Annotated in this window: 23 protein-coding genes and 2 riboswitches; of the genes, 12 read left to right on the forward strand and 11 right to left on the reverse strand. The window is 52.8% G+C overall.

Going from position 1 to position 25082, the window contains the following annotated elements:
- Positions 1-96: 96 nt before the first annotated feature.
- Together U9M73_RS18380 and U9M73_RS18385 are read left to right on the forward strand one after the other, a co-directional pair.
- A complete protein-coding gene (locus tag U9M73_RS18380; RefSeq protein WP_028539084.1) occupies positions 97-390 on the forward strand; it encodes a hypothetical protein in 294 nt (97 codons plus the stop codon).
- A 170-nt stretch (positions 391-560) separates the two neighbouring features.
- Positions 561-860, forward strand: coding sequence for a 4a-hydroxytetrahydrobiopterin dehydratase (locus U9M73_RS18385; protein ID WP_016314635.1), 300 nt, complete (start codon positions 561-563; stop codon positions 858-860).
- Between the two features lie 86 nt (positions 861-946).
- Here U9M73_RS18385 and U9M73_RS18390 read toward each other — a convergent pair whose 3' ends face one another.
- The 6 genes from U9M73_RS18390 to U9M73_RS18415 all read right to left on the reverse strand — a co-directional run bounded on the left by U9M73_RS18390 (position 947) and on the right by U9M73_RS18415 (position 6908).
- Entirely contained in the window at positions 947-1306 is a 360-nt protein-coding gene (locus U9M73_RS18390; protein WP_009226801.1) for a c-type cytochrome, read from the reverse strand.
- A 164-nt stretch (positions 1307-1470) separates the two neighbouring features.
- Complete coding sequence (locus U9M73_RS18395) at positions 1471-1968, reverse strand: GNAT family N-acetyltransferase (protein WP_009226802.1); 498 nt, start codon at positions 1966-1968, stop codon at positions 1471-1473.
- A 272-nt stretch (positions 1969-2240) separates the two neighbouring features.
- Positions 2241-2732, reverse strand: coding sequence for a C40 family peptidase (locus U9M73_RS18400; RefSeq protein ID WP_009226803.1), 492 nt, complete (start codon positions 2730-2732; stop codon positions 2241-2243).
- Between the two features lie 4 nt (positions 2733-2736).
- A riboswitch (cyclic di-AMP (ydaO/yuaA leader) is annotated at positions 2737-2933 on the reverse strand.
- 255 nt (positions 2934-3188) lie between these two features.
- Complete coding sequence (locus U9M73_RS18405; protein WP_009226804.1) at positions 3189-3680, reverse strand: C40 family peptidase; 492 nt, start codon at positions 3678-3680, stop codon at positions 3189-3191.
- 4 nt (positions 3681-3684) lie between these two features.
- Positions 3685-3821: riboswitch (cyclic di-AMP (ydaO/yuaA leader) on the reverse strand.
- 221 nt (positions 3822-4042) lie between these two features.
- On the reverse strand, positions 4043-4873 hold the full coding sequence (locus U9M73_RS18410; protein ID WP_009226805.1) for a hypothetical protein: 831 nt from the start codon (positions 4871-4873) through the stop codon (positions 4043-4045).
- Between the two features lie 34 nt (positions 4874-4907).
- Entirely contained in the window at positions 4908-6908 is a 2001-nt protein-coding gene (locus U9M73_RS18415; RefSeq protein WP_323078464.1) for a M1 family metallopeptidase, read from the reverse strand.
- A gap of 191 nt (positions 6909-7099) precedes the next feature.
- On the opposite strand from U9M73_RS18415, the gene U9M73_RS18420 reads away from it, so the two are divergent.
- Positions 7100-7612 carry a YwhD family protein gene (locus U9M73_RS18420; protein WP_009226807.1) on the forward strand — a complete coding sequence of 171 codons (513 nt, stop codon included), beginning with the start codon at positions 7100-7102 and terminating at the stop codon, positions 7610-7612.
- Between the two features lie 77 nt (positions 7613-7689).
- Here U9M73_RS18420 and U9M73_RS18425 read toward each other — a convergent pair whose 3' ends face one another.
- The 4 genes from U9M73_RS18425 to U9M73_RS18440 all read right to left on the reverse strand — a co-directional run bounded on the left by U9M73_RS18425 (position 7690) and on the right by U9M73_RS18440 (position 13726).
- Positions 7690-10032 carry a heavy metal translocating P-type ATPase gene (locus U9M73_RS18425; protein ID WP_323078465.1) on the reverse strand — a complete coding sequence of 781 codons (2343 nt, stop codon included), beginning with the start codon at positions 10030-10032 and terminating at the stop codon, positions 7690-7692.
- Positions 10029-10403, reverse strand: coding sequence for an ArsR/SmtB family transcription factor (locus U9M73_RS18430; RefSeq protein WP_009226810.1), 375 nt, complete (start codon positions 10401-10403; stop codon positions 10029-10031). The genes U9M73_RS18425 and U9M73_RS18430 overlap by 4 nt, the downstream gene beginning before the upstream one ends.
- A gap of 457 nt (positions 10404-10860) precedes the next feature.
- Complete coding sequence (locus U9M73_RS18435; protein ID WP_323078467.1) at positions 10861-11559, reverse strand: DNA-3-methyladenine glycosylase; 699 nt, start codon at positions 11557-11559, stop codon at positions 10861-10863.
- 91 nt (positions 11560-11650) lie between these two features.
- A complete protein-coding gene (locus tag U9M73_RS18440) occupies positions 11651-13726 on the reverse strand; it encodes a transglycosylase domain-containing protein (RefSeq protein ID WP_407673955.1) in 2076 nt (691 codons plus the stop codon).
- Between the two features lie 214 nt (positions 13727-13940).
- Here U9M73_RS18440 and speE point away from each other — a divergent pair, with 214 nt between their 5' ends.
- From speE to argS, 4 genes are all read left to right on the forward strand, one after another.
- Positions 13941-14768 (forward strand): polyamine aminopropyltransferase, encoded by an 828-nt coding sequence (gene speE, locus U9M73_RS18445; RefSeq protein WP_323078469.1) that lies wholly within the window; start codon positions 13941-13943, stop codon positions 14766-14768.
- A gap of 134 nt (positions 14769-14902) precedes the next feature.
- Positions 14903-15844 (forward strand): hypothetical protein, encoded by a 942-nt coding sequence (locus tag U9M73_RS18450; RefSeq protein ID WP_157273538.1) that lies wholly within the window; start codon positions 14903-14905, stop codon positions 15842-15844.
- A 154-nt stretch (positions 15845-15998) separates the two neighbouring features.
- The gene (locus U9M73_RS18455; protein ID WP_009226815.1) at positions 15999-16418 is read left to right on the forward strand and encodes a YwiB family protein; all 420 of its coding nucleotides are present in this window, start codon (positions 15999-16001) and stop codon (positions 16416-16418) included.
- The gene (gene argS / locus U9M73_RS18460; protein WP_323078472.1) at positions 16419-18098 is read left to right on the forward strand and encodes an arginine--tRNA ligase; all 1680 of its coding nucleotides are present in this window, start codon (positions 16419-16421) and stop codon (positions 18096-18098) included.
- A gap of 312 nt (positions 18099-18410) precedes the next feature.
- Here the strand turns inward: argS and U9M73_RS18465 are convergent, their stop codons facing one another.
- Positions 18411-19562, reverse strand: a complete 1152-nt coding sequence (locus U9M73_RS18465) for a S8 family peptidase (protein WP_323078473.1) — start codon at positions 19560-19562, stop codon at positions 18411-18413.
- A gap of 425 nt (positions 19563-19987) precedes the next feature.
- Here U9M73_RS18465 and rpoE point away from each other — a divergent pair, with 425 nt between their 5' ends.
- The 5 genes from rpoE (at position 19988) to fba (ending at position 24926) form a co-directional block, all read left to right on the forward strand.
- Positions 19988-20557, forward strand: coding sequence for a DNA-directed RNA polymerase subunit delta (gene rpoE / locus U9M73_RS18470; RefSeq protein WP_323078475.1), 570 nt, complete (start codon positions 19988-19990; stop codon positions 20555-20557).
- Between the two features lie 332 nt (positions 20558-20889).
- Positions 20890-22491, forward strand: a complete 1602-nt coding sequence (gene pyrG / locus U9M73_RS18475) for a CTP synthase (RefSeq protein ID WP_009226819.1) — start codon at positions 20890-20892, stop codon at positions 22489-22491.
- 158 nt (positions 22492-22649) lie between these two features.
- Positions 22650-23027 carry a response regulator gene (locus tag U9M73_RS18480; RefSeq protein ID WP_028539100.1) on the forward strand — a complete coding sequence of 126 codons (378 nt, stop codon included), beginning with the start codon at positions 22650-22652 and terminating at the stop codon, positions 23025-23027.
- Between the two features lie 138 nt (positions 23028-23165).
- The gene (locus U9M73_RS18485) at positions 23166-23894 is read left to right on the forward strand and encodes a hypothetical protein (RefSeq protein ID WP_323078477.1); all 729 of its coding nucleotides are present in this window, start codon (positions 23166-23168) and stop codon (positions 23892-23894) included.
- A gap of 177 nt (positions 23895-24071) precedes the next feature.
- A complete protein-coding gene (gene fba / locus U9M73_RS18490) occupies positions 24072-24926 on the forward strand; it encodes a class II fructose-1,6-bisphosphate aldolase (RefSeq protein ID WP_009226822.1) in 855 nt (284 codons plus the stop codon).
- Positions 24927-25082: the final 156 nt, after the last annotated feature.

A 25082-nucleotide genomic window follows, 5' to 3' on the forward strand; every position in this document is an offset into this window, starting at 1 on the left:
ATTTTATCGACAGATTTCCCTTTTTTTTTAAGTGGTTTTTTCCGGTATAATAAGATTACGGTCAGAATGGAGAAGGCCGAAAGGGAGGATATCGCAGTGGGCGTAAAACACGGCAGGGATTATGAATTTATTTTGGCTGATTTGACGAACGCGGTTGGCCGGATTCAAGATAGCTATCTTTTCTTCGAAATGGAGCCCTCGGAATGGGAAGGGTTATCGGATACGGATCGAGGCGAGGTGCTTGAAGCTCTGGCGGAGGATTTATTCTTTGGGTTGGGCTCGGAGCCGATGATTGAGGTAGGCAGTGCGATCGTGATCTATGATCCCGAAGGACATCGCATCAATATCCTGATTGGGGATTCCGAATTGACCTCCGTATCCTTGATATGACCGGATACTGTTGCTGCCGCTGTACCGTCCAATGGCGATAAGCATGAAGGCAGGGGTTTGAGAATACAATAGTTGGAGACGAAGCTAGGACAAATCAAACTTCAGATCCTGGTGCGTGACGAGGAAACTTACATATACAGGAGTTCTTGAAGAGAACGGGAGGAAGAATAATGCCGTTTACACCGCAAGAAGTAGAAGCGCATTTGGAAAAACTGGAAGGATGGGAACTAGAGGAAGGACGATGGATTTTTCGTAAATATACGTTTTCCAACTTTATGAAGGGAATCGCATTTGTTGATGAGGTAGCAGCGATCTCGGAAGCATTTAACCACCATCCCTTTATCACGATCGACTATAAAACGGTAACGCTCCGTTTGACCTCTTGGGAGGAAGGCGGCATTACGGCCGTCGACATCAAGGAGGCGCAGCAATATAACGAGGCCTACGAAAAGATGCGGTCAGGGGATTAACCAAATCAGAGCATGATCGAAACTATAGGGGTAACAAAACGACCGCCGGGAACGTAAATTCCCGGCGGTCGTGCTTTTTCGTGCTTTTATTTTTTCTCCGCAAGCCACATGGCGACGTTCGCAATTTCCTCTTCCTTTAAGCGATCCTTAAAAGAAGGCATCATGCCGCCCTTCCCTTTAGTGATGATGGAATACAGTTGTTCTGCCGTCAATTCCGAGCCGATCTTCTGCAGATTTGGGCCCGCTCCGCCTTGCAATGTATCACCGTGGCAGGAGATGCAATTTGCTTTGACGATGGCTTCGGCTTGTTCTGCGTTCATGGTGATTTCAGGCATTTGCGGCTTGGCTTCTTGCTCAGCCTCTTCCCGGCTTGGCAAGGTGAACATCAATACTAGGGCTAAAGCGCCTGCGATGACGAACAAACCGCTCATGATCCACTTTTGCATTTCAATCGCCCCTCCTATGTATGCTACCTATCCATTATAACGGAACACGCGGGTTGATCATAGTCTTTGTGTCCAAATTAGGAACAAAAATGATCCGTTTTCATTAAATTGTGTGCCATAAGTCATAGTCTTAATCAAAACAGGACATAAAAAGGGGCGTGCCTTTATTCAGGCAGCCCCTTATGAACCATGCAATAAAACGGTTTGGACACCCCGCCAGGCGTCATCTTCTCGTACAGATCCGTGATGACAAACCCAGCCTTCTGGTAGGCCCGGATCGCCCGGGTGTTCCAGGTCAGCACTTCAAGGTCAATCTGGTTTTCCGGCTTACGGCGCCGGGCTTCCTCCACGATGGTCCTCACAAACTGCTTGCCCAGCCCATGGCCGCATAGCTCGGGCTTCATGCCGATGCCAAGCCGGGTGACTCCTTCCATCGGGAAGTACTGTGCGAAGCCGGCAAGCTCGCCCTTTGCATTCAACACGGAGACATACTGTTCGGCGCGGATCGCCGGGTTCCCAAACTCCACGTCGAGCGCTTTCATTTGCTCCCAAGGCAGCCAGCTGTAGATGTCGTAAGGAGAATCGTAACGCCAGGTGCAAATTTCCGCGCCATGGGCTTCTTCCATCGGCACGATACGAAACGGAGACATCGATTGGTCCATATTGCCCCTCCTTTGTTAAAGGAAAGTCCGTCGTAATTGTTCCATTATCCTCACAATAGCCGGAATTACGCAGCTTGTAAAGGTTTTTGCCCCCCCTTCGGGAAATTGTGAGATTTGCGCGGGATTTTTAGCTTTGTGGCAACCTTTTTCCGGGCTGTTTCGTTATATAGATAAGGGTGCAGATAAAAAAAGACCGCAAGGCGGTTCTAACAGGAACCCGGCCTGCGGCGAGTAAGTGATGATGAACAGGATGAAACCGATAGATCAATGGATTACGATTCCGCAGCGTAGACGGAATAACCGTATTTACTGAGAACTCGCTTCGCGCCAACGTAGCGGTTCTGGTAATAACTATTGCTTAACTTGTCGATCCGGATGCCCTTGGATGAGGACGCGTGAGCGAATTCACCGTTGCCGATGTAAACACCGACATGGGATACTTTGCCCGTCCCCGTCGTCTTGAAGAAGACGAGATCCCCAGCTTGAAGCTCGCTCTTGGGTACCGGTGTGCCTTGCTTATACTGGGCGGCGGACACACGCGCCAGCTTGATGCCCATCTTGCTGAAGACGTACCGGGTAAATCCGGAGCAATCAAATCCCGCTGTCGTGGTGCCTCCGAATTTATAAGGCGTCCCGTACACGGAATCGACGATACTGGATAGCGTCGTTGTCTCGGCTTTTGCGGAGTCGGCAAAGGCGCTACCTGCCCCCAAGGTAAATAGGAGGGCTAAACTCGTTACCGCTGCTGTCAAAGTCTTTCTCAAGATGTCTTACTCCTTCCAAGGCCTACGAGGTTAGCTTATGGATTCGGTTGAAGGTTCCCTATGATTTGCTATAGAGGTAAGTAACCTTGATTGAAATGGTAGTTATTAGTTTGGGAGCTGTTACCTTTATAGCGAAAATCAATTCACCCTATGGTGGGTCCCCCGCTTCCCGGGTGCGTGGGAATTCGGCAGTTTCATTGTAGATTGCACCCAAGATCTTGCACAGAAACAGTTACAACAATAATTACAAAGTTGTTACCATTTACGTTGTTCATTTTACCAAAGGCGTCCAGAGTTGACAAGTTTGTCGAAAAAAAACGCTTCTATTGGCCTGTTTTCGCGAGGCGATTCGTGGGTAATGGTTCCTAAGGGACTGGGGCTAGGGAGAAGGGAAGACAAGGAAAAAACCCGCAGAGACGTTGTTATCAACATCCCCACGGGCTTCGTAGCGAGTTCTTATTGAACATCATCGTGTTCAGCAATTTCACCGGTCACATCTTCATACTTGTCGTTGCTCATGATCCGTTTCGCTCCAACGTAACGCTCGACGTAATACTTCTCGCTTAATTTGCTGATGACTACACCTTTGGAGGAGGAGGCATGAGCAAATTTGCCGTCGCCGACGTAGATGCCGACATGAGAAACGCCTTTACCGGAAGTATTAAAGAAGACCAAATCGCCCTCGATCAATTCGCTCTTGTCAACCGCAGTTCCCATTTTGTATTGGGATGCGGATTGGTGAGGCAGCTTGATGCCGATCTTCGAGAAGACGTACATCGTAAATCCAGAACAGTCGAACCCGTCGGTTGTGGTTCCGCCCGCAACATAGCTGCTTCCGAGCGCGCCGCCGATGACGCTGTCCAGTTTGGAATCGGCGAAAACGCTGCCAGTTCCAATGGTGAAAAGCATGGCAAAACTTACTGCTGCTACCGTCAAACGCTTCTTCAAGAAGTTATGCTCCTTCCAATGCCTACGAGGTTAGCTTAAGGATTCGGTTGAAGGTTCCCTATGATCCCTCTAAAGCGAGATCAATTCACCCAAAGTGGTTCCCCCGTTTCCCTGGTGAAGGGAATTCGGCTTTGTTTTTCACACCTGACATTTCTTATTTGACATCCGGCACCAATCTCCTGCCAAAGATGACAAAAATAATTACAAAACTGTTACTGAAATTGCGTTGCTGTTATTGTAACAAAGTCAGGTATCTTTTGGCAATGCCTAATTCACAAGATTAAGAGGGGAAATAGGACTGAAGGCCTTCGCCAAACGGCGAAGGCCTTGTTGTTACGGGGTTTTTGAGGAGTTAAAAAATTTTAACTTTTTTGTGCCTTTGACTGCCAAAGATGAAATTGAGAGGCGATCTTCCAGACCTTAAACGTGCAGCGGAAGAGGGGATAAGCCTGCTGCAGGATCAGGGCCAGCATCCCCGTCCAAACCCAAGATGCGGTTCCGAACAGAAGGAAGAGGATCAGGCCAAAAGCCCCGAGAATCAACGAGATGGAGATGCCCTGCAAGAGGGTTCGGAAGCAAACCAGCAGGGAATTCCAAACCCCGGCCTTAAACAGGTAGCCGAACTGGACAAATAACAGGCACTGCCGGATGAACCAGCCGTAGATGAACCAGCCAAGAATCAGACCAAGCCCGGTGAGCCAGGTTGCCATCGGGATTTCCATCCCGGTGAGTCCCGGCCAGAGCGACAGCAGCCTCGGTACAATCCAGAAGGCGGGCAGCAAGGTAAGCACGAGCTCCATCGCGTAAAACAGAATCACCGGTTTGCCAAATTCCTTCATCCCTCGGAACAGGGGGAACCCCGGGCTGCGGTGATCGGCCGGTGTGAAGCCGTAGAAGATTCCGGCTTGGATCAACGGAGTCAAGATCATGCGCAGGACGACCATCCCTGCCAGCAGCCAGCAATACAGCCGAACCTCGGGATTGCTCCATAAATTCATTTGTCCCTCAAGCAAGAACAGTAGTTTCGACAGCGCAGTGGGCGGCGGGTCAGGATATCGTTGCAGCAGCGCCATTACCGCGGTATCGACCAACCGGTACAAGAACAATCCCCACAGCAGCTGGTACAGAAACAAGATGATGACCGAGGGAAATTGGCTTTTCAGGGCAGTCCACCCCAAACGAACGAAACTCATTTCTTTCCCTCCTTATAGAAGTATGGACCTAGGTTTACCACAGAAGTCCCCCAAGGATCGCTTCAAGCAGCTTGGTGACGCTCATATTGGAGCGGGACAGCGTGGTTTCAGGGACTTCCGCTTTCAGATAGTTGTTGATGTGAAGGTTCTCCACCGTTAAGGTGTAATCCGGATCGATCTGAACCCATGCCAGCGGTGCTTTATATTGCATCTTGATCTCGAGGCGAGTATCTTCCCCGTTCCATTGCTTGCGTACGGTGTGACCATCGGTGAAGGTAAACAGCAGCGGAACCTTCGGGTGGGTTGCCCCTTTGCGGGTAAAGACTACGTTCGACTCGTAAATCCGGCCGCCTTCTTGGCTGATCGGAGTGATCTGAATTTTTTCCACTGCAAAATCCGCCATTTTCCCGTCATAGACGTATTGCTGAAAATACTCTTTCCAGCTGCGGCTGGTCACTTGCTCAACCACCCGTTGGAAGTCGGCGGTCGTTGGGTGCTTAAACCGGTACTTCTGGCTGTACGTGCTCAGAATCCGCTTCATCGTCTTGCTGCCGACCTGCCGCTCGATGTCAAGCAGGATTAACTTGCCTCGGTAGTACGCATTCTTGGCATAACCGTCCCCGGAGCCGTATTTCCAGGCGTTCTGGGTCAAGGAAGCCGGCGAGGTAATCATGGCGGACTGGATCGGCAAATTCGGGGTGATTCCGAACTCCTGCTCCATGAGCTTATCCTCTGCATAAGAGGCAAAAGCTTCATCCAGCCAAGCTTCCTCGAATTCATTGTTGGCGATCATCCCGTAGAAGAACTGATGGGCGATTTCATGGATGACCGTGCGCTCCAGATCGTCGTATCCGGGGGAATCGCTGACGGCTCCAAACGCGGTGACCAAGGTTGGATATTCCATACCTCCCGCACCGTTTGCGTTCGCCGGTGGAACCACAACGGACAGCGTGGAATACGGGTATCGTCCATACCACTTACTGTAGTTCGCCAGAGCTACCTTGGCGGCATAGAAGTAACGTTCCTTCAGATCCTTATGTGCAGGATCGAGATACAGCTTGATCCGCACGCCGGGAACTTCGGCGGAGGAGAACGGCTCTTCTACATAGATGAAGTTCGGCGAAGCCGCCCAAGCGAAATCGTGGACGTCGTCGGCGTAGAATTGCAAGGTTTTCCGTCCGTCCTTCAAGACCGCCTTTTTGGTCTGAAAACCGGTGGCTGCCACGGTGTACGTTTCGGGCACGTTGATCCTTACGCTATAAATCCCAAAGTCGGAGTAAAATTCCGAGTTTCCGTGATACTGATGGAGGTTCCAGCCTTCGGACGTCCGCCCCCGGGTACCCACCGGCTCGTACACGCTAATCTTAGGAAACCATTGCCCTGCCATGACGAAATCGTCGGCCACGCCCATGCGGGCAAAAATCTTCGGCAGCTTGACGGTAAATTTCATCCGCAGCGTCAGGCTTTCGCCGCCCTGGACCGGCACGGGCAGCCGCACCTTGGCTAAAGTTTTATCCTTCGTATTGCCGTCGTCAGGCTGAACGTACTGAATCCGATGCAGCAAGGAGATGCCGTCGGTCGTTTTCAGCTCGGTGATCTCCATGGATCCCCAGCCGTCTTTGGGCATGACGTCGTTCCGCAGTTTTCCGCCCGATTCCTTCATAAAAGTCGTATCCTCGGAAGCAAACGCGTTAGGATATAAGTGCAAGTACACCTCGTTGATCGTTTTCTTGCCGGGATGGGTCCAAGTCAGCGTCTCCGAGCCGGTTAACGTACCTTCCTGCTCGTTCAGCGTGACGTCGATGTGGTATTCGGCGACCCGATTGCTGAGCACTTCGGCGGTCGGTTGCTGAATGGTTTCAGTTTGCGGCGGTGCAGGGGTTTGTCCGGTTTTTTGGACCGCTTTAGGCCCCGCCTTGGCCGGTACGAACGAAGCCAGCGAATCCCCACCTCCCCGCAGGGTCACCCAGGCGGCTCCGAGGGTGAGGCACAAGGCAAGGATGGAAATGCCGTAGACAATAGTACGTCGGGTCATACAATGGATACCTCCCGTTGACAAGCATCTACAGCATGTATATGTTTGCATTTGGAAGATTATTAGTTAAAATTGAGAGGTAGTTAAAAAGCCATTTTTTGAACTTGGATTGAAATGTAAGGATAACTATATAAGCCGCTTTTGTTTAATGGGAACGGAGGCGGCAGGCACGCAGGAATATGGAGGGAATTATGGATCAGACACCGAAATCGGGTAAAAAGATTTTTGCCCTCAACATTATCAGTAATGATGAGAAGAGCAAACATAAAGGCTTTGGCGCGGGTTCCATCGATTTGAACAGCATGTCCCCGGTCATCATCGACGGCGATGAGGTGTACATTGACATCGGAGCCATGCACGCCAAAAGCAAGGTGGAGAAAGGCATCAAATTTTCGACCAACCGTGAGGACGTTCCGAATGGCCGCCAGGTCTGGATCGTTTGGGTCGCGGTAGACCGCGGGCCGGAAGGCCAGTTCTACGGTGGAATGACGGCTTGCGAGATGTTGATTGATACTGAAGCGCGCCGCGGCTGGAAAATTCTTGCTGACCATGTCAACAAAATGGATTATGCGTTAAAACGCAGAGTGATTTTGGACGGGTTGAGCAAAGAGCAGAAGGCCGGGTTGAAGCAGCTGCTGATCGAGACCAACGCGGAATGGTGGGACCGCTCGCCGGAAGAGCTGAAGGCGGCATTGGACGCGTAAACTGAATAGACGAGGCAAAAGAGAAGCGCCCCTATCCGGTTGGATCCCGGAGGGGCGCTTTGATTTGCAAATGGATGCTAGCGATGGGGGATGACCTGAACCTTCGGCGAATCCGCTGTTTGCGGGTCCTTGCCCAGTAAAATCGTCAGTCCAAACAGCGTCACGAGGATGGTCGCCCCCATATCGGACATGACGGCCACCCACAGCGTGAGCCAGCCGGGGATCGTCAGCAGCAGGGCCATCAGCTTAAGCGCAAGGGAGAGGCCGATATTCCAGGCGACGATCCGGCCGGCCCGCCGGGCGATGCGGATGGCGCGGGGGAGATGGCCAAGATGATCCTGCATCAGCACGATGTCGGCGGTCTCTACGGCGCTGTCCGTGCCTTGGCCCATGGCGATCCCGAGGTCGGCTGCGGCCAAGGCCGGAGCGTCGTTGATCCCGTCGCCGACCATCGCCACCGTCCCGCGGCCGGCCAGCGCCTGGATGTGCGCGACCTTCTGCTCCGGCAGCAGGCCGGCATGCCATTCGCTGACACCGCTGCGGTCAGCGATCGCTTGGGCTGCCGCGGCGTGGTCGCCCGTCAGCATGACGGTGCGGGCGACTCCGGCGCGGTGCAAGGCGCGGACGACGTCCGGGGCTTCCGGACGGAGTTCATCAGCGAGGCCGAACAGGCCCAACACGCGCGTGGATTCCGCGGCGAGCACCACGGTGAGGCCCTCCGCCTTCAGGCGAGCGAGGTCTTCGGTAACGTGCGCCCGCTCCTCGCCGCCGAGGGAGAGCTGCGCGAGCAGCGCTTCGCTGCCGACGAAGCAGCGAACGCCATCGACCTCGGCGCTCACGCCAACGCCGGGCAAGGTCACGAGCCCGGCGGGCTGCGCCCAGCCGTTGCCGCGCTGGGCGCCATCGGCGCGAGCTCCGTGAGCGTTGCTGCATTGCCCGCTGCTCGATGTTTCGCAGCGGCAGGCCACGTCGCCGCGATCGTCACTGTTGCCGCCGGCGCGGGCGGCAACGTAGCGCACCACCGCAGCGGCCAGCGGGTGCAGGGAGCCGCGCTCCAGAGCGGCGGCTACCGAGTAAAACCGCTGCGGCACATACGCGATCTCGCGCTGCACCTCCGGTTGCCCCTTCGTCAGGGTGCCGGTCTTATCGAACGCGATCGCGTCCAACTTCCCGAGCTGCTCCAGATGCACGCCGCCCTTGACGAGCACGCCGAGCCGCGCACATCGGGTCATCCCGCTGACCAACGGGATCGGCGAGGATAGCACAAGGGCGCATGGGCAGCCAACGATCAGGATGGCTAAGCCTTCATAGATCCATTTCATCCACGGCTGCCCGAACAGCAGCGGCGGAGCCAGCACCACAAGCGCCGCCAGAATCATGATGGCCGGCGTATACCACTTGGCGAACCGATCAATAAACAGTTCGGTTGGCGTCTTCTTATCCTGCGCCTCCTGCACAAGATGCATGATTTTGGCCAGGGATGAGTCTTCGTATGGTTTATCGATCCGGACTTGAAGCAGACCTTCGGAATTGATGCTGCCGCCGAATACCGGCATTCCGGGCTGTTTCGTGACCGGAATCGATTCGCCGGTAATGGCTGCTTCGTTGACGGCGCTCGTCCCTTCCAGGACCGTACCGTCCGAAGGGATCTTTTCCCCGGCTCGGACGAGAACGATATCGTTTGCTTTCAGCCGCGCGATCGGGACGATCGATTCCCGTCCATCCTGAACCACGATCGCTTCCTTTGGAGCGGCATCCAGCAGCGCTGACAGCGAGCGGCGGGCGCGGCTCATGCCATAGCCCTCCAGCAGCTCGTTCAGACCAAACAATATCGCGACCAGCGTCGCCTCTTTCCATTCCCCGATGATCACCGCACCGGTTAAGGCTACGGTCATGAGCGTATCCATGTTGAATTTCAATCGGAGCAGGTTACGCAAACCGCGCAGGAACGTGGTGTACCCGCTGAGAACAATGGCAGCCAGGTAACATGCAGTCTGTACGGCATTTGGCATGTCGAGCACAAACGTCCCCCCGTAGATCACGGCGGAAATCACCAGCAGCCATAGTCCCAGGCGGCTTTCATGTTCTTGCGGTTCACTGTTGTTTCCAGGTTCTGTGGCCTTCTGGGAGACTGCTTCCGAGGCAGCCGCAGCCGCCGTTCCGTCAGCGGAGCTGGGACCCGGTAAGACTAAGGTTGCTCCGTCCCTTTTCAAAATCCGCTCCACCTGCTTCAAATCCACAGCGGGATCGATGAGCAGGCGCCCGCTATTATATAGAAGAGAGGCATCCTTCCCGTGATCCAGGCGCTGGATTTCCTCCTGCATCTCCCTGGCACAATTCGCGCAGGACAACCCTTGAACACGATACTCTATGCGACGGTTCTCACCGGGCGTTTGATTTTTTTCCACAGTCGGATTCATTCGTTCATCCGCTCCTTCTGATGCTCCAGCGTCATGGCCACCAGCGTCTGAATATGATGGTCGCTTAACGAATAGTAGACGTTCTTGCCTTCTTTGCGCGATTTGGCGATATGGAGTGCCTTCAGCTGGCGCAGGTGATGGGAAGCCGTCGCCACGGAGACGTCGAGTAAATCGGCGATATCGCAGACGCATAGCTCCTGGTGCTGCAAATAATAAGCGATCTTCACCCGGTTCGGATCGGATAATGCCTTAAAAATCTGGACCATTCCGTTCACGTCCCGCTCCTCCAGACTATCCCGGAGCCCGTTCATGCGGGTGGTTTCGGTGCAGGTCTGCTCGCACACATCTGCGGTCTCTACCGAATCGGCCATGGATCGTCGACCTCCTTTATTCAAATCAACGTTTGAATGATATAGTTTAAGTATAAGCGATCTTATAGAATATTCAAAGATTCTTTTGAATGTTACGGCAACGAATTCAGGGGCTTTTCTGCCCCTATATGGTTCTTTTCGCGCCTCTTTACGGGATTATCCCTTTTGTTCAGAAGGGGATCGGGGAAGGAGAGCTTAGAAGGTAACCTTCTGAGGAGACCTTCTAAAGAGACCTTGTAATTGAGCGGAGTGATCGGACTTTAAAATAGGAACGAGTGCGGACCTATATCAATCGATCCCAAAGTGAGGAGGGCTGCATCGTGAGTGAGGCGGACTATATTAAGGCGATCGCTGACTTCATCGAAGCGAACATCCGGGCATCGCAAACAAGCAGCCAAACAGCTTCGTCTCTTCCTGATGCAACGGGATAATGGTCAAAAAGGATCGGACGGACGACCTAGGTGTCGGTAGCGATAGCGTCTCCTGACCAAACCTCGGCCTGCTTGTCGATGACCGACACATAGGGGTTGCCGTGAAAATAAAACCGCCACGGCTTCGCCGCATACTCCTCCGCATACGCGATGCCGATGCGTGGCGCCTGGACGATCGCCTCACCGGCTCCCGATCCCTCCGACATCGACCCGCCTTCGAGCCAAAGCGGTCCGCCGGGCTGATCGAGCGGCAAGCCGTTCAGCGCTTTGCTGATGTCCAGCGCGCGGCACAGCTTGCCGGGACCGCCCGTTAGGTCCGCCGGCTTGCGGGCGGCCGTACCGCGATAGCGGCGCATCGCCGCTTCATCTGCCGGGGACAAGGGCTCGACGGCACGGATCAGCACGGCTTGCGGGTCACCCTCCGTGCCAGTTACGACGTTCAGGCAGTTATACATGCCGTAAATCAGATAGACGTAGGCCGTTCCGCCGGGGCCAAACATGATGTCCGTCCGCGCTGTACGTCGTCCTCCGTAGGCATGACTGCCTTTGTCATGAATGCCGCCGTAGCTTTCCGTCTCCACAATGCGGCAGCGAATGTCGCCTTCTTCCGTACGGCGGACAAGCGTCTGTCCGAGCAGACGGGGGGCGGCCTCAAGGGCCGTCAATCGATAAAAAGCCGGGGGCAACGGCGCCCCCGGTTTGATTAGTTTCAAGATAGGGTCCATCGATAAGGAAGTCTCCTTGAACATTTTTTAACTATGGATTGCTTCCTTATATCGTAAAAACTTTTTCATGCGTTGTCCAACTCCTGCCGCGCTAATCCATCCACCAGCGCTTCAGATCTTCCCACCAGGAGTGACTTTCTTTCTTCTGCTCCTCGGCTGGAGGCGGCACCGGCTCGGCTTCGCCTTCCCCGTGTGCAGTGCAGTACTCCGTTGGCTCCGTTCCCTCAATGAACACTTCCAGCTTCTTGTCCGGGCAATCCTTCGTGGCGAGCAGACCCGTTTCCGGATCGATGTATACGCTGACCACCCCGTCAGGGATTGGGAAGATCTTCGGAGGTACTTTTTCCAACGCTTTCTCCGTGTATTTGGCGAAGATCGGCGCGGCTTTGCGCGACTCCGTGGTGCCAAGCGTCTTGCCCTTGTCATAGCCGACCCAAACGGCCGTCGACAGCTCCGGCGTAAAGCCGACGAGCCAGGCGTCCGTGCTGGTCGTCCCGGTTTTGCCGGCGACCGGCCGTTTGATTTCGTTGGAGACGCGGTTGCCCGTACCTCCGGTTTCAAACACGCTCTCCATCAAATGCGTCAGCACGTAGGCGGCGGAAGCCTCCACGACCTGCTCGCTTTTGGCCGGTTTGGCCTCGTATAACACGCGCCCGCTGGCATCGGTAATCTTCAGCACCGCCACCGGTTTGACGCTGCGGCCCTGGTTGCTGATCACCGCAAACGCCGTGGCCATTTCGAACGGGCTGACCGGCGACGTGCCCAGTGCAAGAGAAGGAACGGCTTGCAGCGGGCTGGTGATGCCCATTTTCCGCCCCATTTCGATGACCTGCTCGGCCCCCACCGTCAAAATCGTATTGACCGCATAGATATTGTCTGAAGCTGCAATCGCTTGCCGCATATCGATTTCGCCCAGATATTTGTCGCCGAAATTTTTCGGACTGTACGTTTTGCGGTTGTCGTCATAATGGAACAGTGTCGGTTGACTGCTAAATTTACTGGCACTGGTCATTTTTCTCGAAGAGAGTGCTGTGAGATACATAATGGGCTTAAAGCTGGAGCCGGGCTGCCGCGTTGTGGCGAAGACATGGTTGTATTGACTTTTCTTGTAATTGACGCCGCCAACCATCGCTTTGATGTAGCCGTTGCGTGGATCGATGGAGATGAGAGCGGCCTCCAGATCCGGCGAGTTTGCCAGCTCCGAAGCCACCGCCGCTTCCGCTGCCTGCTGGGCATCCGGATCCAGCGTCGTGTAGATGTTCAGCCCGCCATGCTCAAGCAGCGTCTCGTCGAAGCCAAGCTCGCCGACCACCACATTGCGAATATAATCGCGGAAATAAGGAGCTTTATCGGTGGGACTTGGCTGCTTCGGCGATTGGAAGTTCAGGATGGCTTCATAAGCCTCATCGGCTTCCTGCTGTGTGATCCCACCCGTGGCGACCATCGCCGACAGCACGGTACGCTGGCGATCCTTGGCGTTCTTCATATGATTAAACGGCGAATAATAGGTGGGGCCTTTCGGGACCCCGGCTAACATCGCGCTTTCGGCCAGGCTCAGATCCTTAGCTGGTTTTCCGAAATACATCTGGGCCGCGGCTTCAATTCCATACGCGCCGTGTCCGTAATAAATTTCGTTGAGGTACATGCGCAAAATGTCGTCTTTGGAGTATTTCATCTCCAACTGAGCGGTGTACATCGCTTCCTTGATTTTCCGTGACCAGGTCCGTTCATGCGATAGATACAAATTCCGCGCCAGTTGCTGGGTTAAGGTGCTCGCTCCTTGGACAGTGCCCATTTCCTTGAGATTCACCAGGGCTGCCCGGGCCATCCCTTTCAAATCAAAGCCAAAATGGTTGTAAAACTGCCGGTCTTCGGTCGCTAGCGTCGCTTTGATCAGCCAAGGTGAGATGTCTTGCAGATCCACGCTTTCCCGGTTCTTCCCGCCATCGGAAAACACCGCGATCGTCTCTCCCCGGCTGTTGATTAGCTGCGAGTTCCGGTCCGATCCGGCGAGGGGCAGCTCGGCTTGGGACAAGTAGAGGAGCAGGATGCCGACAGCGCATAGGCCAAGTAAACCCGTGCCGACCATCAGCTTGAACAGCAGAAGCCACGGACAGCGAGGTTTACGTTTATGATGATGTCGATCACTGCGAACGAGTTTCTGCACGAGGGGACTCTCCTTTCCGATCCTATAGCAAATCCGTGCTGCGAACGTCTAAAGTTTAGTATGGGAAAGTTTGGGAGAGATCATTCACGCCAGAAGCCGTGCCTGCGCTGTTATTTCGGGAGATGTGTTATTATTTTTTCGTTTGGTACAATATAGGAAATGATGTTTGAGCTGACATGCGCGAATCATGATCATAGGAAAGAAGGTTGATAGCATGGAATTATGGTTTACGGAGAAGCAAACCCCGGTTTTTGGGATCACGGCAAAAATACGCGAAACGCTGGTTACGGAAAAAACGGAGTATCAGGACTTGGCGATGTTAGATACGGAGGAATTTGGCCGGATGCTCGTCTTGGACGGCATGGTTATGACAACCATCAAGGATGAATTCGTATATCACGAAATGATGGCGCATCCGGCGTTGTTCACCCATCCGAATCCGAAGCGGGTGCTCGTCGTTGGCGGCGGGGACGGCGGGGTCATTCGCGAGGTGATCAAGCATCCTGAAGTGGAGCAGGCCGTGTTGGTCGAGATTGACGGCAAGGTCATTGAATATTCCAAGAAATATTTGCCGGAAATTGCCGGGGGGCTGGACAATCCGCGGGTGGACGTACAGGTCGCTGACGGCTACATGCATATTATTGAAAGCAAAAATCAATACGACGTCATCATGGTCGATTCTACCGAACCGGTGGGGCCGGCGGCGCCTTTGTTCGAGCGTGGATTTTATCAAGGCATCTATGAAGCGTTAAAAGACGATGGCATCTTCGTAGCCCAGACCGATAACCCTTGGTTCAAAGCGGATTTGATCCAAAAGGTGAACAAAGACGTCAAAGAGATATTCCCGATCGTTCGCGTATACGGCGCCAACATTCCGACATACCCAAGCGGGCTGTGGACGTTCACGATGGGCAGCAAGGTTTATGATCCATTGCAGGTGGACGAGACGAAGATCCCCGAGCTGGACACCAAATATTATACGCCGCGCCTCCACAAGGCCGCATTTGTGCTTCCTAAATTCATTGAAGACCTTGTAAAGTAAAATACGTCGTTCGGACTATAAATGGCCTGTTTAAAGTGTGATAGTATGATTTATATCACTACTTTCACATGGGACAAGGCGGGATTCTTATCAGAAGGAATAACCCGGCCCGAAGCATGCTTGCGGGCCTGACGATGATTATTGTGGTTATGGTGGCGGGCTGGCTCTTTTACGGTCGCCCTGATGCACCTTCCGGCGGTTCAACGGAAACGCCGGTGCAAGCTCCGACGGCGGTTACAGGAGAAGCTTCAGACGTTGCGAACAACGACATTGCCGCTGATTCGCCGTATTTGTTGGACCATCTTCCCTTTAAGGAAGAGGAGGTCCTCGCGATTACTGCCGGGGGAAACGGCAAGAACGCCCGTATTCCTGCGGAACGGCAATTCGTCTTGTTGGAATCGCTGCGTTATACAGATATGAAGAGTGCGCTTGCGGGTCCGATGCCGGCGGCTTCCCGGAAGCCGATTGTTCTGCAGTTTAAGCTGGCGGACACGCACTATGAGCTGACCTATGATTTAACCAGCAATGCTTTTGAGTATCAAGGGAAATATTACTACGCTGACGACCGGGTGCTGCTGTTGATGCAAGGGCTGTTCCGCGAGCGGGAGGAGTTGGCTTCGTTGGACGCACTGCTGGAGCAAGCAAGGGTTGAGCAAGAGAAGGAAACCTCGGTTGATCCGGATGCGGCTCCTGCCGCTCCGCTGGACGGGGAGGCCGCGCAGGTCGATGGGCTCGACTTCGACGGCTGGGAGCAGCGATTGGCCGAGTCTCCGCCTGAGGAGATCGTTTGGGCCAAGCCTTTCTATGACGACGGCACTGGCCAGGTGAAAGAAGCCCGTTTATTTAAGGACGGGGTGTTGGAGTTGAATCGGATGATCGTTTTTACCCGGCCGGATCACCAGTGCGCGGCCGGCGTGAAGACGGGGATCAGCACGGATGACGTTACGAAGAAGCTAGGGACGAAGGCGCTGAAGCTGGAGAGCCGCTGGAGCTATAAAGTCGGGGATTATTTCCGGTTTCATGTATATTTTATGGATGGCAAAGTTAAATACCTCGCATTAAGTCAACCTTTGTAGGCCACATCAGGCCTTGACGGGAGAGAAGGAGCCGCTGCAGCAACGGCTCCTTTTTTTGCCTAAAGGGGGCGTTGTACCGCATATGTATTGAATTGCCGGGGCGAACTGGCTATAGTAGTACAGTAAGGATCGATGTCGGAAGGAGTTTTGACCTATGCCGGAGACCAAGCCGGTAAGCCTTGTGCTGACGAGCCGACAGGGAACGGAAGAAACGGTGCAGCACCTGCGGGGAGATATTATCCGCCGGAGCGACACCTTATACATCCGCTATGAAGAACCAGATCCGGGGCCGGATGGTGCCAAGACGCGCACGATGATTAAACTATCTGGCAACGAGCTGAAAATCATACGCCACGGAGGCGTAGAGGCCGAGCAAACCTTCCGCAGCGGCAGCCGGATACCAGGGTTTTACCGCTCGCCCTTTACCCGGTTTAACCTGTCTACCGACACCGTAAAGCTGGAATCCCGATGGGACGGGGCGGTTGGTCAGGTGATCTGGGAATACGATTTATACGTGTTTGAGGAACTATCAGGACGTTTTGAACTCAGTCTATATATACAGGAGGACGTTTAAATGCCACACAATCCGTTGGAACAAATGAACCAGGCACTGAAGGAAGCGATCCTGGATGCGATCGTATCCGCTGGTCTGGCGCAGCGGGAGGAAATTCCGGCGATCGTCTTAGAAGTGCCGAAGGATAAGGCGCACGGTGATTTCGCGACCAATGCGGCGATGCAGCTGTCGCGGATCGCGAAGAAGAATCCGCGCCAAATCGCGGAAGAGATTCTCGGGCAGCTGGACTATGGGAAGGCTGGGATTGAGAAGGCGGAGGTTGCTGGTCCCGGGTTTATCAATTTTACGTTAAGCAAGAGTTATTTGTATCCGATTCTGCTGCAGGTATACCGCGAGGGTGAGAACTACGGCCGCACGACATTAGGGAATGGAAAAAAAGTGCAGGTCGAATTCGTCAGCGCCAACCCGACTGGCAGTTTGCACCTCGGACATGCCCGCGGCGCGGCGGTAGGCGATGCGTTGTGCAACGTGCTGGATTTCGCCGGTTATGACGTAACGCGCGAATACTATATCAATGACGCTGGGAACCAGATCGTCAATCTGATCAAATCCATTGAGGCCCGCTACCGCCAGGAGCTTGGACAAGACGTAGAGATGCCGGAAGACGGATACCATGGCGAAGACATCAAAGGGTTCGCCAAAGAGCTCGTCGCCGAACAGGGGGACAAGCTGCTGGGGATGCCGGAAGAAGAACGGACGGCGTTCCTGCGCAAATTCGGACTGGAGAAGGAGCTGTCCAAAATTCAGCGCGACCTGGAACGCTTCCGGGTTCGCTTCGACGTTTGGTTTAGCGAAACGTCCCTGTATCAGGATGGCCAAGTAGAAGCATCGCTGTCCGAGCTGCGCGAAAAGGGGCAGACGTATGAGCAAGACGGAGCAACCTGGTTGAAGACGACGGCTTACGGAGATGACAAGGACCGCGTATTGGTGAAAAATGACGGGACCTATACTTATTTGACGCCGGACATCGCTTACCACCGCAATAAATATGACCGCGGCTTTGACCGGATCATCAATATCTGGGGAGCTGACCACCACGGCTATATTCCTCGGGTGAAGGCAGCAATGCAGGCGATCGGTAAAGATCCGGAGAAGCTGACCGTATTGATTGCACAAATGGTCAGCCTGTTCCAAGACGGCGAGAAGGTGAAAATGTCCAAACGGACCGGTAAAGCGGTCACTATGGTGGATTTGATGGATGAGGTTGGGGTAGACCCGATTCGTTACTTCTTCACGATGCGCAGCATGGATTCGCATCTGGATTTCGATATGGACCTGGCGATTTCCACCTCGAACGAAAACCCGGTTTACTACGTGCAATATGCACATGCCCGGATTTGCAGCATCTTCCGCCAGGCGGAGGAGCAAGGCATCCAGATTCCGGCGGCAGAGAATGTAAATCTCAGCAAGCTGACGGCTGAGCATGAATACGATCTGCTGCGGAAGCTCGGCGAGCTGCCGGAAGAAATTAACGTGGCCGCTGAGAACTATGCGCCGCACCGACTGGTCCGCTATGTCTATGAACTGGCGGCGCTGTTCCACAGCTATTACCGGGCGGAGCGCGTAATTACAGAAGACGCAGAACAAGCGGCGGCACGGCTGGTGCTGCTCGGCGGGGTGCGCACGGTACTTGCCAACGTGCTTCGTTTGATCGGCGTGTCCGCGCCAGAAAAGATGTAATTCGCGGAAGCTGTTACGCGAGTTATATCTAGTTGGGAGGCTCTTTGCATGATTATCCCGCTTAATCAGACGCTAATGCTCTTTGAATCCTCCATGATTCCGATGGATCAGATGAAGGCTTGATGCGGATATCAACCGTAGACGACTGACCAAAAGGGATAATCGTGCAAAAGGTGCTCCAAAGAGACCTATACCGCTTATAAAAAGATTCAGTGTGCCTGCTTCGTGTTGAACTGCTGTATCCCAGCACAGCACGGAGCAGGCACATTGCGATTAGATCAGTCCGCAAAGGGAAGCAGCAGGCGGCGGGCTTTAGCTTCTGCTACGCCCCAATTTGGTGCGCAGCAGGCGCACCGCGCTCAGCTCGCCAGCGCCTCCGCCTTTGGCTCTGGCCGCTGTGCTGGCTGGCGGCTTAGCGGTACGGCGCAGCCGGCGCTTGACCTCGCTTGGCTTCATGTCCGGCTTCATGGCCAGCAGCAAGGCCACGGCACCGCTCACATGGGAAGTTGCCATGGAGGTGCCGCTCATTTCGCGGTAACCGCCGCCCAGCCAGGCTGAGCTGATTTTTTCGCCGGGGGCGTAAATATCGATATTGGGACCGTAGTTGCTGAAGGAGGCGATTTTGCCATCCTTGCCGGTCGCGCCTACAGAGATCGTTTGCGGGTAGCGGGCCGGGTAATCGCAGCCGCGGCCCTTTTTGTCGTTCCCCGAGGACGCGACAACGACGATGCCTGCGTTATAGGCTTTGCGGATAATATTTTGCAGTGAGGCACTGTTGCTCTTCATGCCAAAGCTCATATTTACGATGTGCATCCGGTTGCGTACGCACCAGTCGATGCCCAAAATGATGTCAGAAACGAAGGCGGAGCCATTATGATCAAACGCCTTCACCGGAAAAATCAAAGAACGCGGGGCCACGCCCATCATCCCTTGAGATCCGCCGGAGGCCGCGATGGTTCCGGCGATATGCGTGCCGTGTCCGTTATCGTCGTATGGTAAGCTGATCCGATTCAAGAGATTAATCCCCCGGGCCAAAGAATGGCGAAGATCCGGATGGTTGAAATCGGCTCCCGTATCAATCACGCCGATACGGACCCTGTAGCCTGTGGACACGGACCAGGTTTCCGGGGCGCCGATTCGCCGTACCCCCCAAGGGATTGAAGGAGTTTGCCCCTTGTTGGCCGGGGCTGGGCTATGGACGCTGACGAGGCTGTCTTCTTCGACCCACAGGCCGAAGCGGGAGCGGGCCACTTCCCCGCGTAAACCGAGGGGACAGATCAGCGCCTGCAGCAGCGAGGATGTGCGGATGTGCCGCAACGCGGGATGCTGGCGCTTGTGCTTAAGCAATTGGCGGACGCATTCGGCGAATTCGGCCGGGTGCGCAAAGCGGATAATGATGCGACCGCTTTTTCCGGAGGCGTCGACATGATCGTTCAAAAACCTGAGGAATCCGGAGTAGTCCATGTATGAGTAGCCCCTCCTACGCATCGTGTTGCAGTATAGTATGACGTTCCTTTTTTCATTGAATGGGGAAGCGGCCCTGTTTTGATGGAAATGGGCCCGGATTGCTGCTTTTCGCGCGAATCCGGCGTGTCAAAGTGCAAATCTGGACATAGGATGAAGGGAAGGCCTTGCGGCTTTCGCCAACCCAAGAGAGGGCAAGGCCTTCTTTTGGGGAAGGATACAGTCAAGGAGCGGGGGACTAGGGGTTCTCCGCTCCTTCCCTTTTTCCGGCGGGGCTTTGGTGTGTTTTTAAAACTTGCAATTTGGTGCCAAATAGGTTTTACTATTGTGTGATATGGATATGTTAGTGAAAGAAACCGGCTCTAACGATAAGGTTTCATCATTGCTTTATAGTGAACTTTTGCGTGAGAGGAAGTGTCCGTAACGTGAGTACCCCGCTGAATTTGAAAATCGACCCGGAGAAAATCCAGGAAATTCCTATGGTCGACTTGGCCTTTATGATCTTGAAGGCGGCAAATACGCCGTATTACTACCGTGACTTGATGAATGAGGTCGCCAAGCTTCGCGGCATGACCGAGGAGCAAATTAACGAGGCGATTGCGCAGCTTTATACGGAGATCAACATTGATGGTCGGTTTGCCTGCGTTGGCACCAACCTGTGGGGCCTGAAACGCTGGTATCCGATCGAGCGGTCGGAGGATCCGGTTGGCAACTCCAAGCGTCCGCGCATCATTAACGATGATGACGACGATCTGGAAGACGACGATTTTGTGGAAGAGGACGATACATACGTATCCGAAGACGAAGAGGATTACGATGTGCTCGACGGGGATTCCGAAGACGAGTTGTTCCCGGATGATGACGATGACGACGTGGAAGATGTTGATGACGATGAGTTGCTTCCTGACGAAGAACTTGAAGACGAGGACGACCTTGTCGAAGAGGACGAAGATCTGGACACCGATGCGGATTTCGACGACAGCGACGAGGATTAATCGGCCTCGGGGCAGGGGCCTCGCGATTTCCTTATAAAGGACGGCAAAGGCCGTCCTTTTTCATGCCTTATTTTGTTCATAGATGCGCTCCGCCTTGACTTGACACGGACTAGGGTAACGGGTAAACTATTGCATGGGCTTATGATTCAAACCTATATAAAATGTGAATTTATTAAAAAGTGCCCCGACCAATTCGGGTGTCACTTTTTATTTTTTTATGCCTTTTTGGCTATGTTTTACCGGATAATAGGTTACGCTAATGATCTAAGTTACCTGAATTTCTGGGATCCGATTGGTTTGTGAACACGTACTACTTTAGGAGGTTTTTGGCTGTGGCAAAATACATTTTCGTGACAGGCGGGGTCGTATCCTCACTGGGGAAGGGCATTACGGCGGCTTCGCTGGGAAGGCTGTTGAAGAACAGGGGATTAAAGGTAACGATCCAGAAATTCGATCCTTATATTAACGTCGATCCGGGCACGATGAGCCCGTATCAGCACGGGGAAGTGTTCGTCACGGACGATGGCGCCGAGACCGACTTGGATCTGGGCCATTATGAACGTTTTATCGATATCAATCTTTCTAAGAACAGCAATGTGACGACAGGGAAAATCTATTCCTCCGTTATCGGCAAAGAACGCCGGGGCGAGTATCTGGGCGGTACGGTTCAGGTCATCCCGCACATTACGAACGAAATTAAAGAGCGTGTCTTCCGCGCCGGGCGGGAAGCGGGATCTGACGTTGTAATCACCGAGATCGGGGGAACCGTCGGTGACATCGAGAGCTTGCCGTTCCTGGAAGCGATTCGTCAAATCAAAAGCGACATCGGACGCGAGAACGTGATGTATATTCACGTGACGCTCATTCCATATATCAAAGCGGCTGGCGAAGTTAAAACCAAGCCAACGCAACACAGCGTCAAGGAGCTGCGCAGCATCGGGATTCAGCCGAACGTGATCGTCTGCCGTACGGAGCATGAGCTGTCGGACGATATCAAAGCGAAAATCGCACAGTTCTGCGATGTAGATCCAAGCGCGGTAGTGGAGTGCCGGGATGCCAACACGCTGTACGAAGTACCGCTGAACCTGCGCGATGAAGGGCTGGACGAAATCGTCGTTAACCATCTGAAGCTGACGACGCCGGCTCCGGATATGCGTGAGTGGGAAGGCCTCGTTGACCGGATCAACAAGCTGGAGAAGACGGTGGAAATCGCCATCGTCGGGAAATATGTAGCGCTGCATGACGCCTATCTCAGTGTGGTAGAATCGTTGTCTCACGCTGGTTTTGATGCGAATGCGGATGTGAAGATTCGCTGGGTAAATGCAGAAGAAGTAACGGACGAGAACGTGGATGAGCTGCTGCAAGGCGTCGGCGGGATTCTTGTCCCGGGCGGTTTCGGCGATCGCGGCATCGAAGGCAAAATTACGACGATCAAATATGCCCGTGAGAAACGGATTCCGTTCTTCGGTATCTGCTTGGGGATGCAGGTCGCAGTGATCGAATACGCTCGTTCGCTTGCCGGACTTCAAGGCGCGAACAGCTCGGAGATCAACCCTGCCACCGAGTATCCGGTGATCGACCTGCTGCCGGAGCAGAAGGATATCGAGGATCTGGGCGGTACGATGAGACTTGGGTTGTACCCTTGTAAGCTGGCACCAGGATCGCTTGCGATGCAATGTTATAACGACGAATTGATCTACGAGCGCCATCGCCACCGGTATGAGTTCAACAATGCGTACCGTGAGACGTTGGAGCGCGTTGGCCTGCGCATTTCCGGGACATCACCGGACGGACGCCTGGTGGAAATCGTCGAGCTTCCGGATCATCCTTGGTTCCTGGCGGTGCAGTTCCATCCGGAATTTACCTCCCGTCCGAACCGTCCGCAGCCGTTGTTCCGCGAGTTCGTGAAAGCTTCGATCGCACACTTGTCCTAAGCAAATTGACCGCAAATCCCAATTTCAAGCCACCTGTAATTTTGGGTTAACTGATTTTTTAAGGCTCTTTTTTCCAGTGGGGAAGGGTTTTGCAAATCGGGAGCGAAGTATTTACTTATGACCAGGATTACATGGTGGACTTGTGGGAGGGCTTTTCGGTGGAAGAGAAGAAAGTGTTAATCGTCGACGATCAGAACGGTATCCGCATTTTATTGATGGAAGTGTTTAGCAGCGAAGGGTATAAAACGTTTCAGGCAGCCAACGGTAAGATGGCATTGGAAATCGTCCGCAGCGACTCGCCGGATTTAGTGCTTCTCGACATGAAAATCCCGGGCATGGACGGTTTGGAAATCCTTAAGCATATCAAGGAGGTCAATCCAGAGATCAAGGTCATCATGATGACCGCTTACGGCGAGCTCGACATGATCAAGGAAGCGACGGACCTTGGGGCTCTGATGCATTTTACGAAACCCTTTGACATTGATGAAATGCGCGCAGCAGTTAACTTGCAGCTTAAAAGCGGAAATGTACTTTAAATCAAAAGATATTCTGAATAATAAACCTCCTGAGGATTACGGTGTGCTTTCCACGCGGATCTTGGGGGGTTCTTTTTTATTTTCAGGTACGGAAAGCACACAACTGTCATGGATGTAAAGCTAACGGGAGGGACTAAAGTGAACAAATATATTAAATTGGGGTCAACCATATTACTCGGGTTATTATTCTTAGGTGCAGCCGCTTTGTTCAGTAATAAAGATGGATCGGTGAGCGCCCAGAGCCAAGTAATTGAGGCGGCTGACAAATCAACTTCTGGAAAAGTCGAATATATTAAAGTTTCAACTTCAGCAGAAGATTATACGGTTCATGTTCGTGATAAAATTAAATTGGTGGAAGTAAGTGAAACATATCTTAATGGACAGCTTCAAAATAAAATTATTGTTTCTGAAGGTGGAAAAAGAGTTACTTCTATTGGGAGAGATCATGAAACAGGTAAACTCGTGGGAACCACATGGTTACTGCCCAAAAATATTGCTGCGGAAAATGAACGGATTCTAAAAATTTCATTGTTAGAAAAACAAAAGGAAGAACTGAAGTTGAAAAAATGGAATATGACACAAACTTTGAAGGAAGATGGGAGATCTTTGCAACAGGTAACATCGGAACAGACCGATCAAAAAGAGATTGTTTATATCGATGAGCTAACAGGATTGCCTGTAAAAAGAGAAATTTATCTTAAGGACGCTCAGGGGGAATGGAAGAAAGATACCGAGAAAATAGAGGAATATAAGTATTTTGAGTCATTACCGTTTCAGTTTTTAAGCATAGAAAATGTTGGAATATTTCTTAAAACGATAACGGAAATACTCTTTTGCGTTCATTTTTCTGACTATTCCTATAATTAGTATCAAATTTACAGTTGCGGGTTTTGCGGTGAAGGTATTTTCGTAAGTACAACACAAGGCGTTCACAAATGAAAGGAAAGCATGAATAGTATTTTTGCAAGGTTGTGGTATAATAAAAAAGTGTGTGAATGTCGGCTAAAAAGATAATATCCCACATCCTTAGGAGGATTGAAACCCATGCCATTAGTATCGATGACTGACATGTTGAACAAGGCCCTTGCCGGCAAATATGCCGTAGGCCAGTACAACATCAATAACCTGGAATGGACACAAGCCATTCTGGCTGCAGCAGAAGAAGAGAAATCCCCGGTGATTCTGGGTGTTTCCGAAGGCGCTGCCCGTCACATGGGCGGTTTCTACACCGTTGTTAAAATGGTGGAAGGCTTGCTGCATGACATGAAAATCACTGTACCTGTTGCGATTCACCTCGACCATGGTTCGAGCTTTGATAAATGTAAAGAAGCGATTGACGCTGGCTTTACTTCCGTTATGATCGACGGCTCCCATCATCCAATTGATGAGAACATTGCCATGACGAAGAAAGTTGTTGAATACGCACATGCCAAAGGCGTTTCCGTTGAAGCTGAAGTAGGTACTGTCGGCGGTCAAGAAGATGACGTTGTTGGCGGTATTCAATACGCTAAACTGGACGAGTGCGTCCGTATCGTTAACGAAACTGGCATCGATACGCTGGCTCCTGCGTTGGGTTCCGTTCATGGTCCTTACAAAGGTGAACCAAACCTTGGCTTTAAAGAAATGGAAGAAATCCGCGATGCTGTTAAAATTCCGCTCGTTCTTCACGGTGGGACAGGCATTCCGACGCATGATATTGCTAAAGCGATCTCGCTCGGTACTTCCAAAATTAACGTAAATACGGAGAACCAAATTGCGTTCACGAAGGCCGTTCGCGAAGTATTGGCTGCGAAACCGGATGTATACGATCCTCGTAAATACATCGTTCCTGGCCGTGACGCGATCAAAGCCACGGTTGTTGGAAAAATCCGTGAATTCGGCTCCAACAACAAAGCTTAAGGATCAACATCAAGCGTTTGCGCCGTACTCCCGTCTTAGGTGGGTTGCGGCGCAAGCTTTAGGACGGACAAGGGATTGGACCGTTCAGCTGAATAAGGTGACTTGGAGAGCACACCGCCTAGACGGTGTCTTTCCATTTCTGTCGCTAAAAATCAT

Origin of the sequence: Paenibacillus phoenicis (assembly GCF_034718895.1) — a bacterium.
Lineage (GTDB): Bacteria > Bacillota > Bacilli > Paenibacillales > Paenibacillaceae > Fontibacillus > Fontibacillus phoenicis.

Bases quoted from the DNA above. Each gene is read 5' to 3' on its own strand.
- U9M73_RS18385 (WP_016314635.1), top strand. From the start codon at position 561: ATGCCGTTTACACCGCAAGAAGTAGAAGCGCATTTGGAAAAACTGGAA.
- U9M73_RS18390 (WP_009226801.1), bottom strand. From the start codon at position 1,306: ATGCAAAAGTGGATCATGAGCGGTTTGTTCGTCATCGCAGGCGCTTTA.
- U9M73_RS18395 (WP_009226802.1), bottom strand. From the start codon at position 1,968: ATGGACCAATCGATGTCTCCGTTTCGTATCGTGCCGATGGAAGAAGCC.
- U9M73_RS18410 (WP_009226805.1), bottom strand. From the start codon at position 4,873: ATGAGTTTCGTTCGTTTGGGGTGGACTGCCCTGAAAAGCCAATTTCCC.
- U9M73_RS18415 (WP_323078464.1), bottom strand. From the start codon at position 6,908: ATGACCCGACGTACTATTGTCTACGGCATTTCCATCCTTGCCTTGTGC.
- U9M73_RS18420 (WP_009226807.1), top strand. From the start codon at position 7,100: ATGGATCAGACACCGAAATCGGGTAAAAAGATTTTTGCCCTCAACATT.
- U9M73_RS18425 (WP_323078465.1), bottom strand. From the start codon at position 10,032: ATGAATCCGACTGTGGAAAAAAATCAAACGCCCGGTGAGAACCGTCGC.
- U9M73_RS18430 (WP_009226810.1), bottom strand. From the start codon at position 10,403: ATGGCCGATTCGGTAGAGACCGCAGATGTGTGCGAGCAGACCTGCACC.
- U9M73_RS18435 (WP_323078467.1), bottom strand. From the start codon at position 11,559: ATGGACCCTATCTTGAAACTAATCAAACCGGGGGCGCCGTTGCCCCCG.
- speE (WP_323078469.1), top strand. From the start codon at position 13,941: ATGGAATTATGGTTTACGGAGAAGCAAACCCCGGTTTTTGGGATCACG.
- U9M73_RS18450 (WP_157273538.1), top strand. From the start codon at position 14,903: ATGATTATTGTGGTTATGGTGGCGGGCTGGCTCTTTTACGGTCGCCCT.
- U9M73_RS18455 (WP_009226815.1), top strand. From the start codon at position 15,999: ATGCCGGAGACCAAGCCGGTAAGCCTTGTGCTGACGAGCCGACAGGGA.
- argS (WP_323078472.1), top strand. From the start codon at position 16,419: ATGCCACACAATCCGTTGGAACAAATGAACCAGGCACTGAAGGAAGCG.
- U9M73_RS18465 (WP_323078473.1), bottom strand. From the start codon at position 19,562: ATGGACTACTCCGGATTCCTCAGGTTTTTGAACGATCATGTCGACGCC.
- fba (WP_009226822.1), top strand. From the start codon at position 24,072: ATGCCATTAGTATCGATGACTGACATGTTGAACAAGGCCCTTGCCGGC.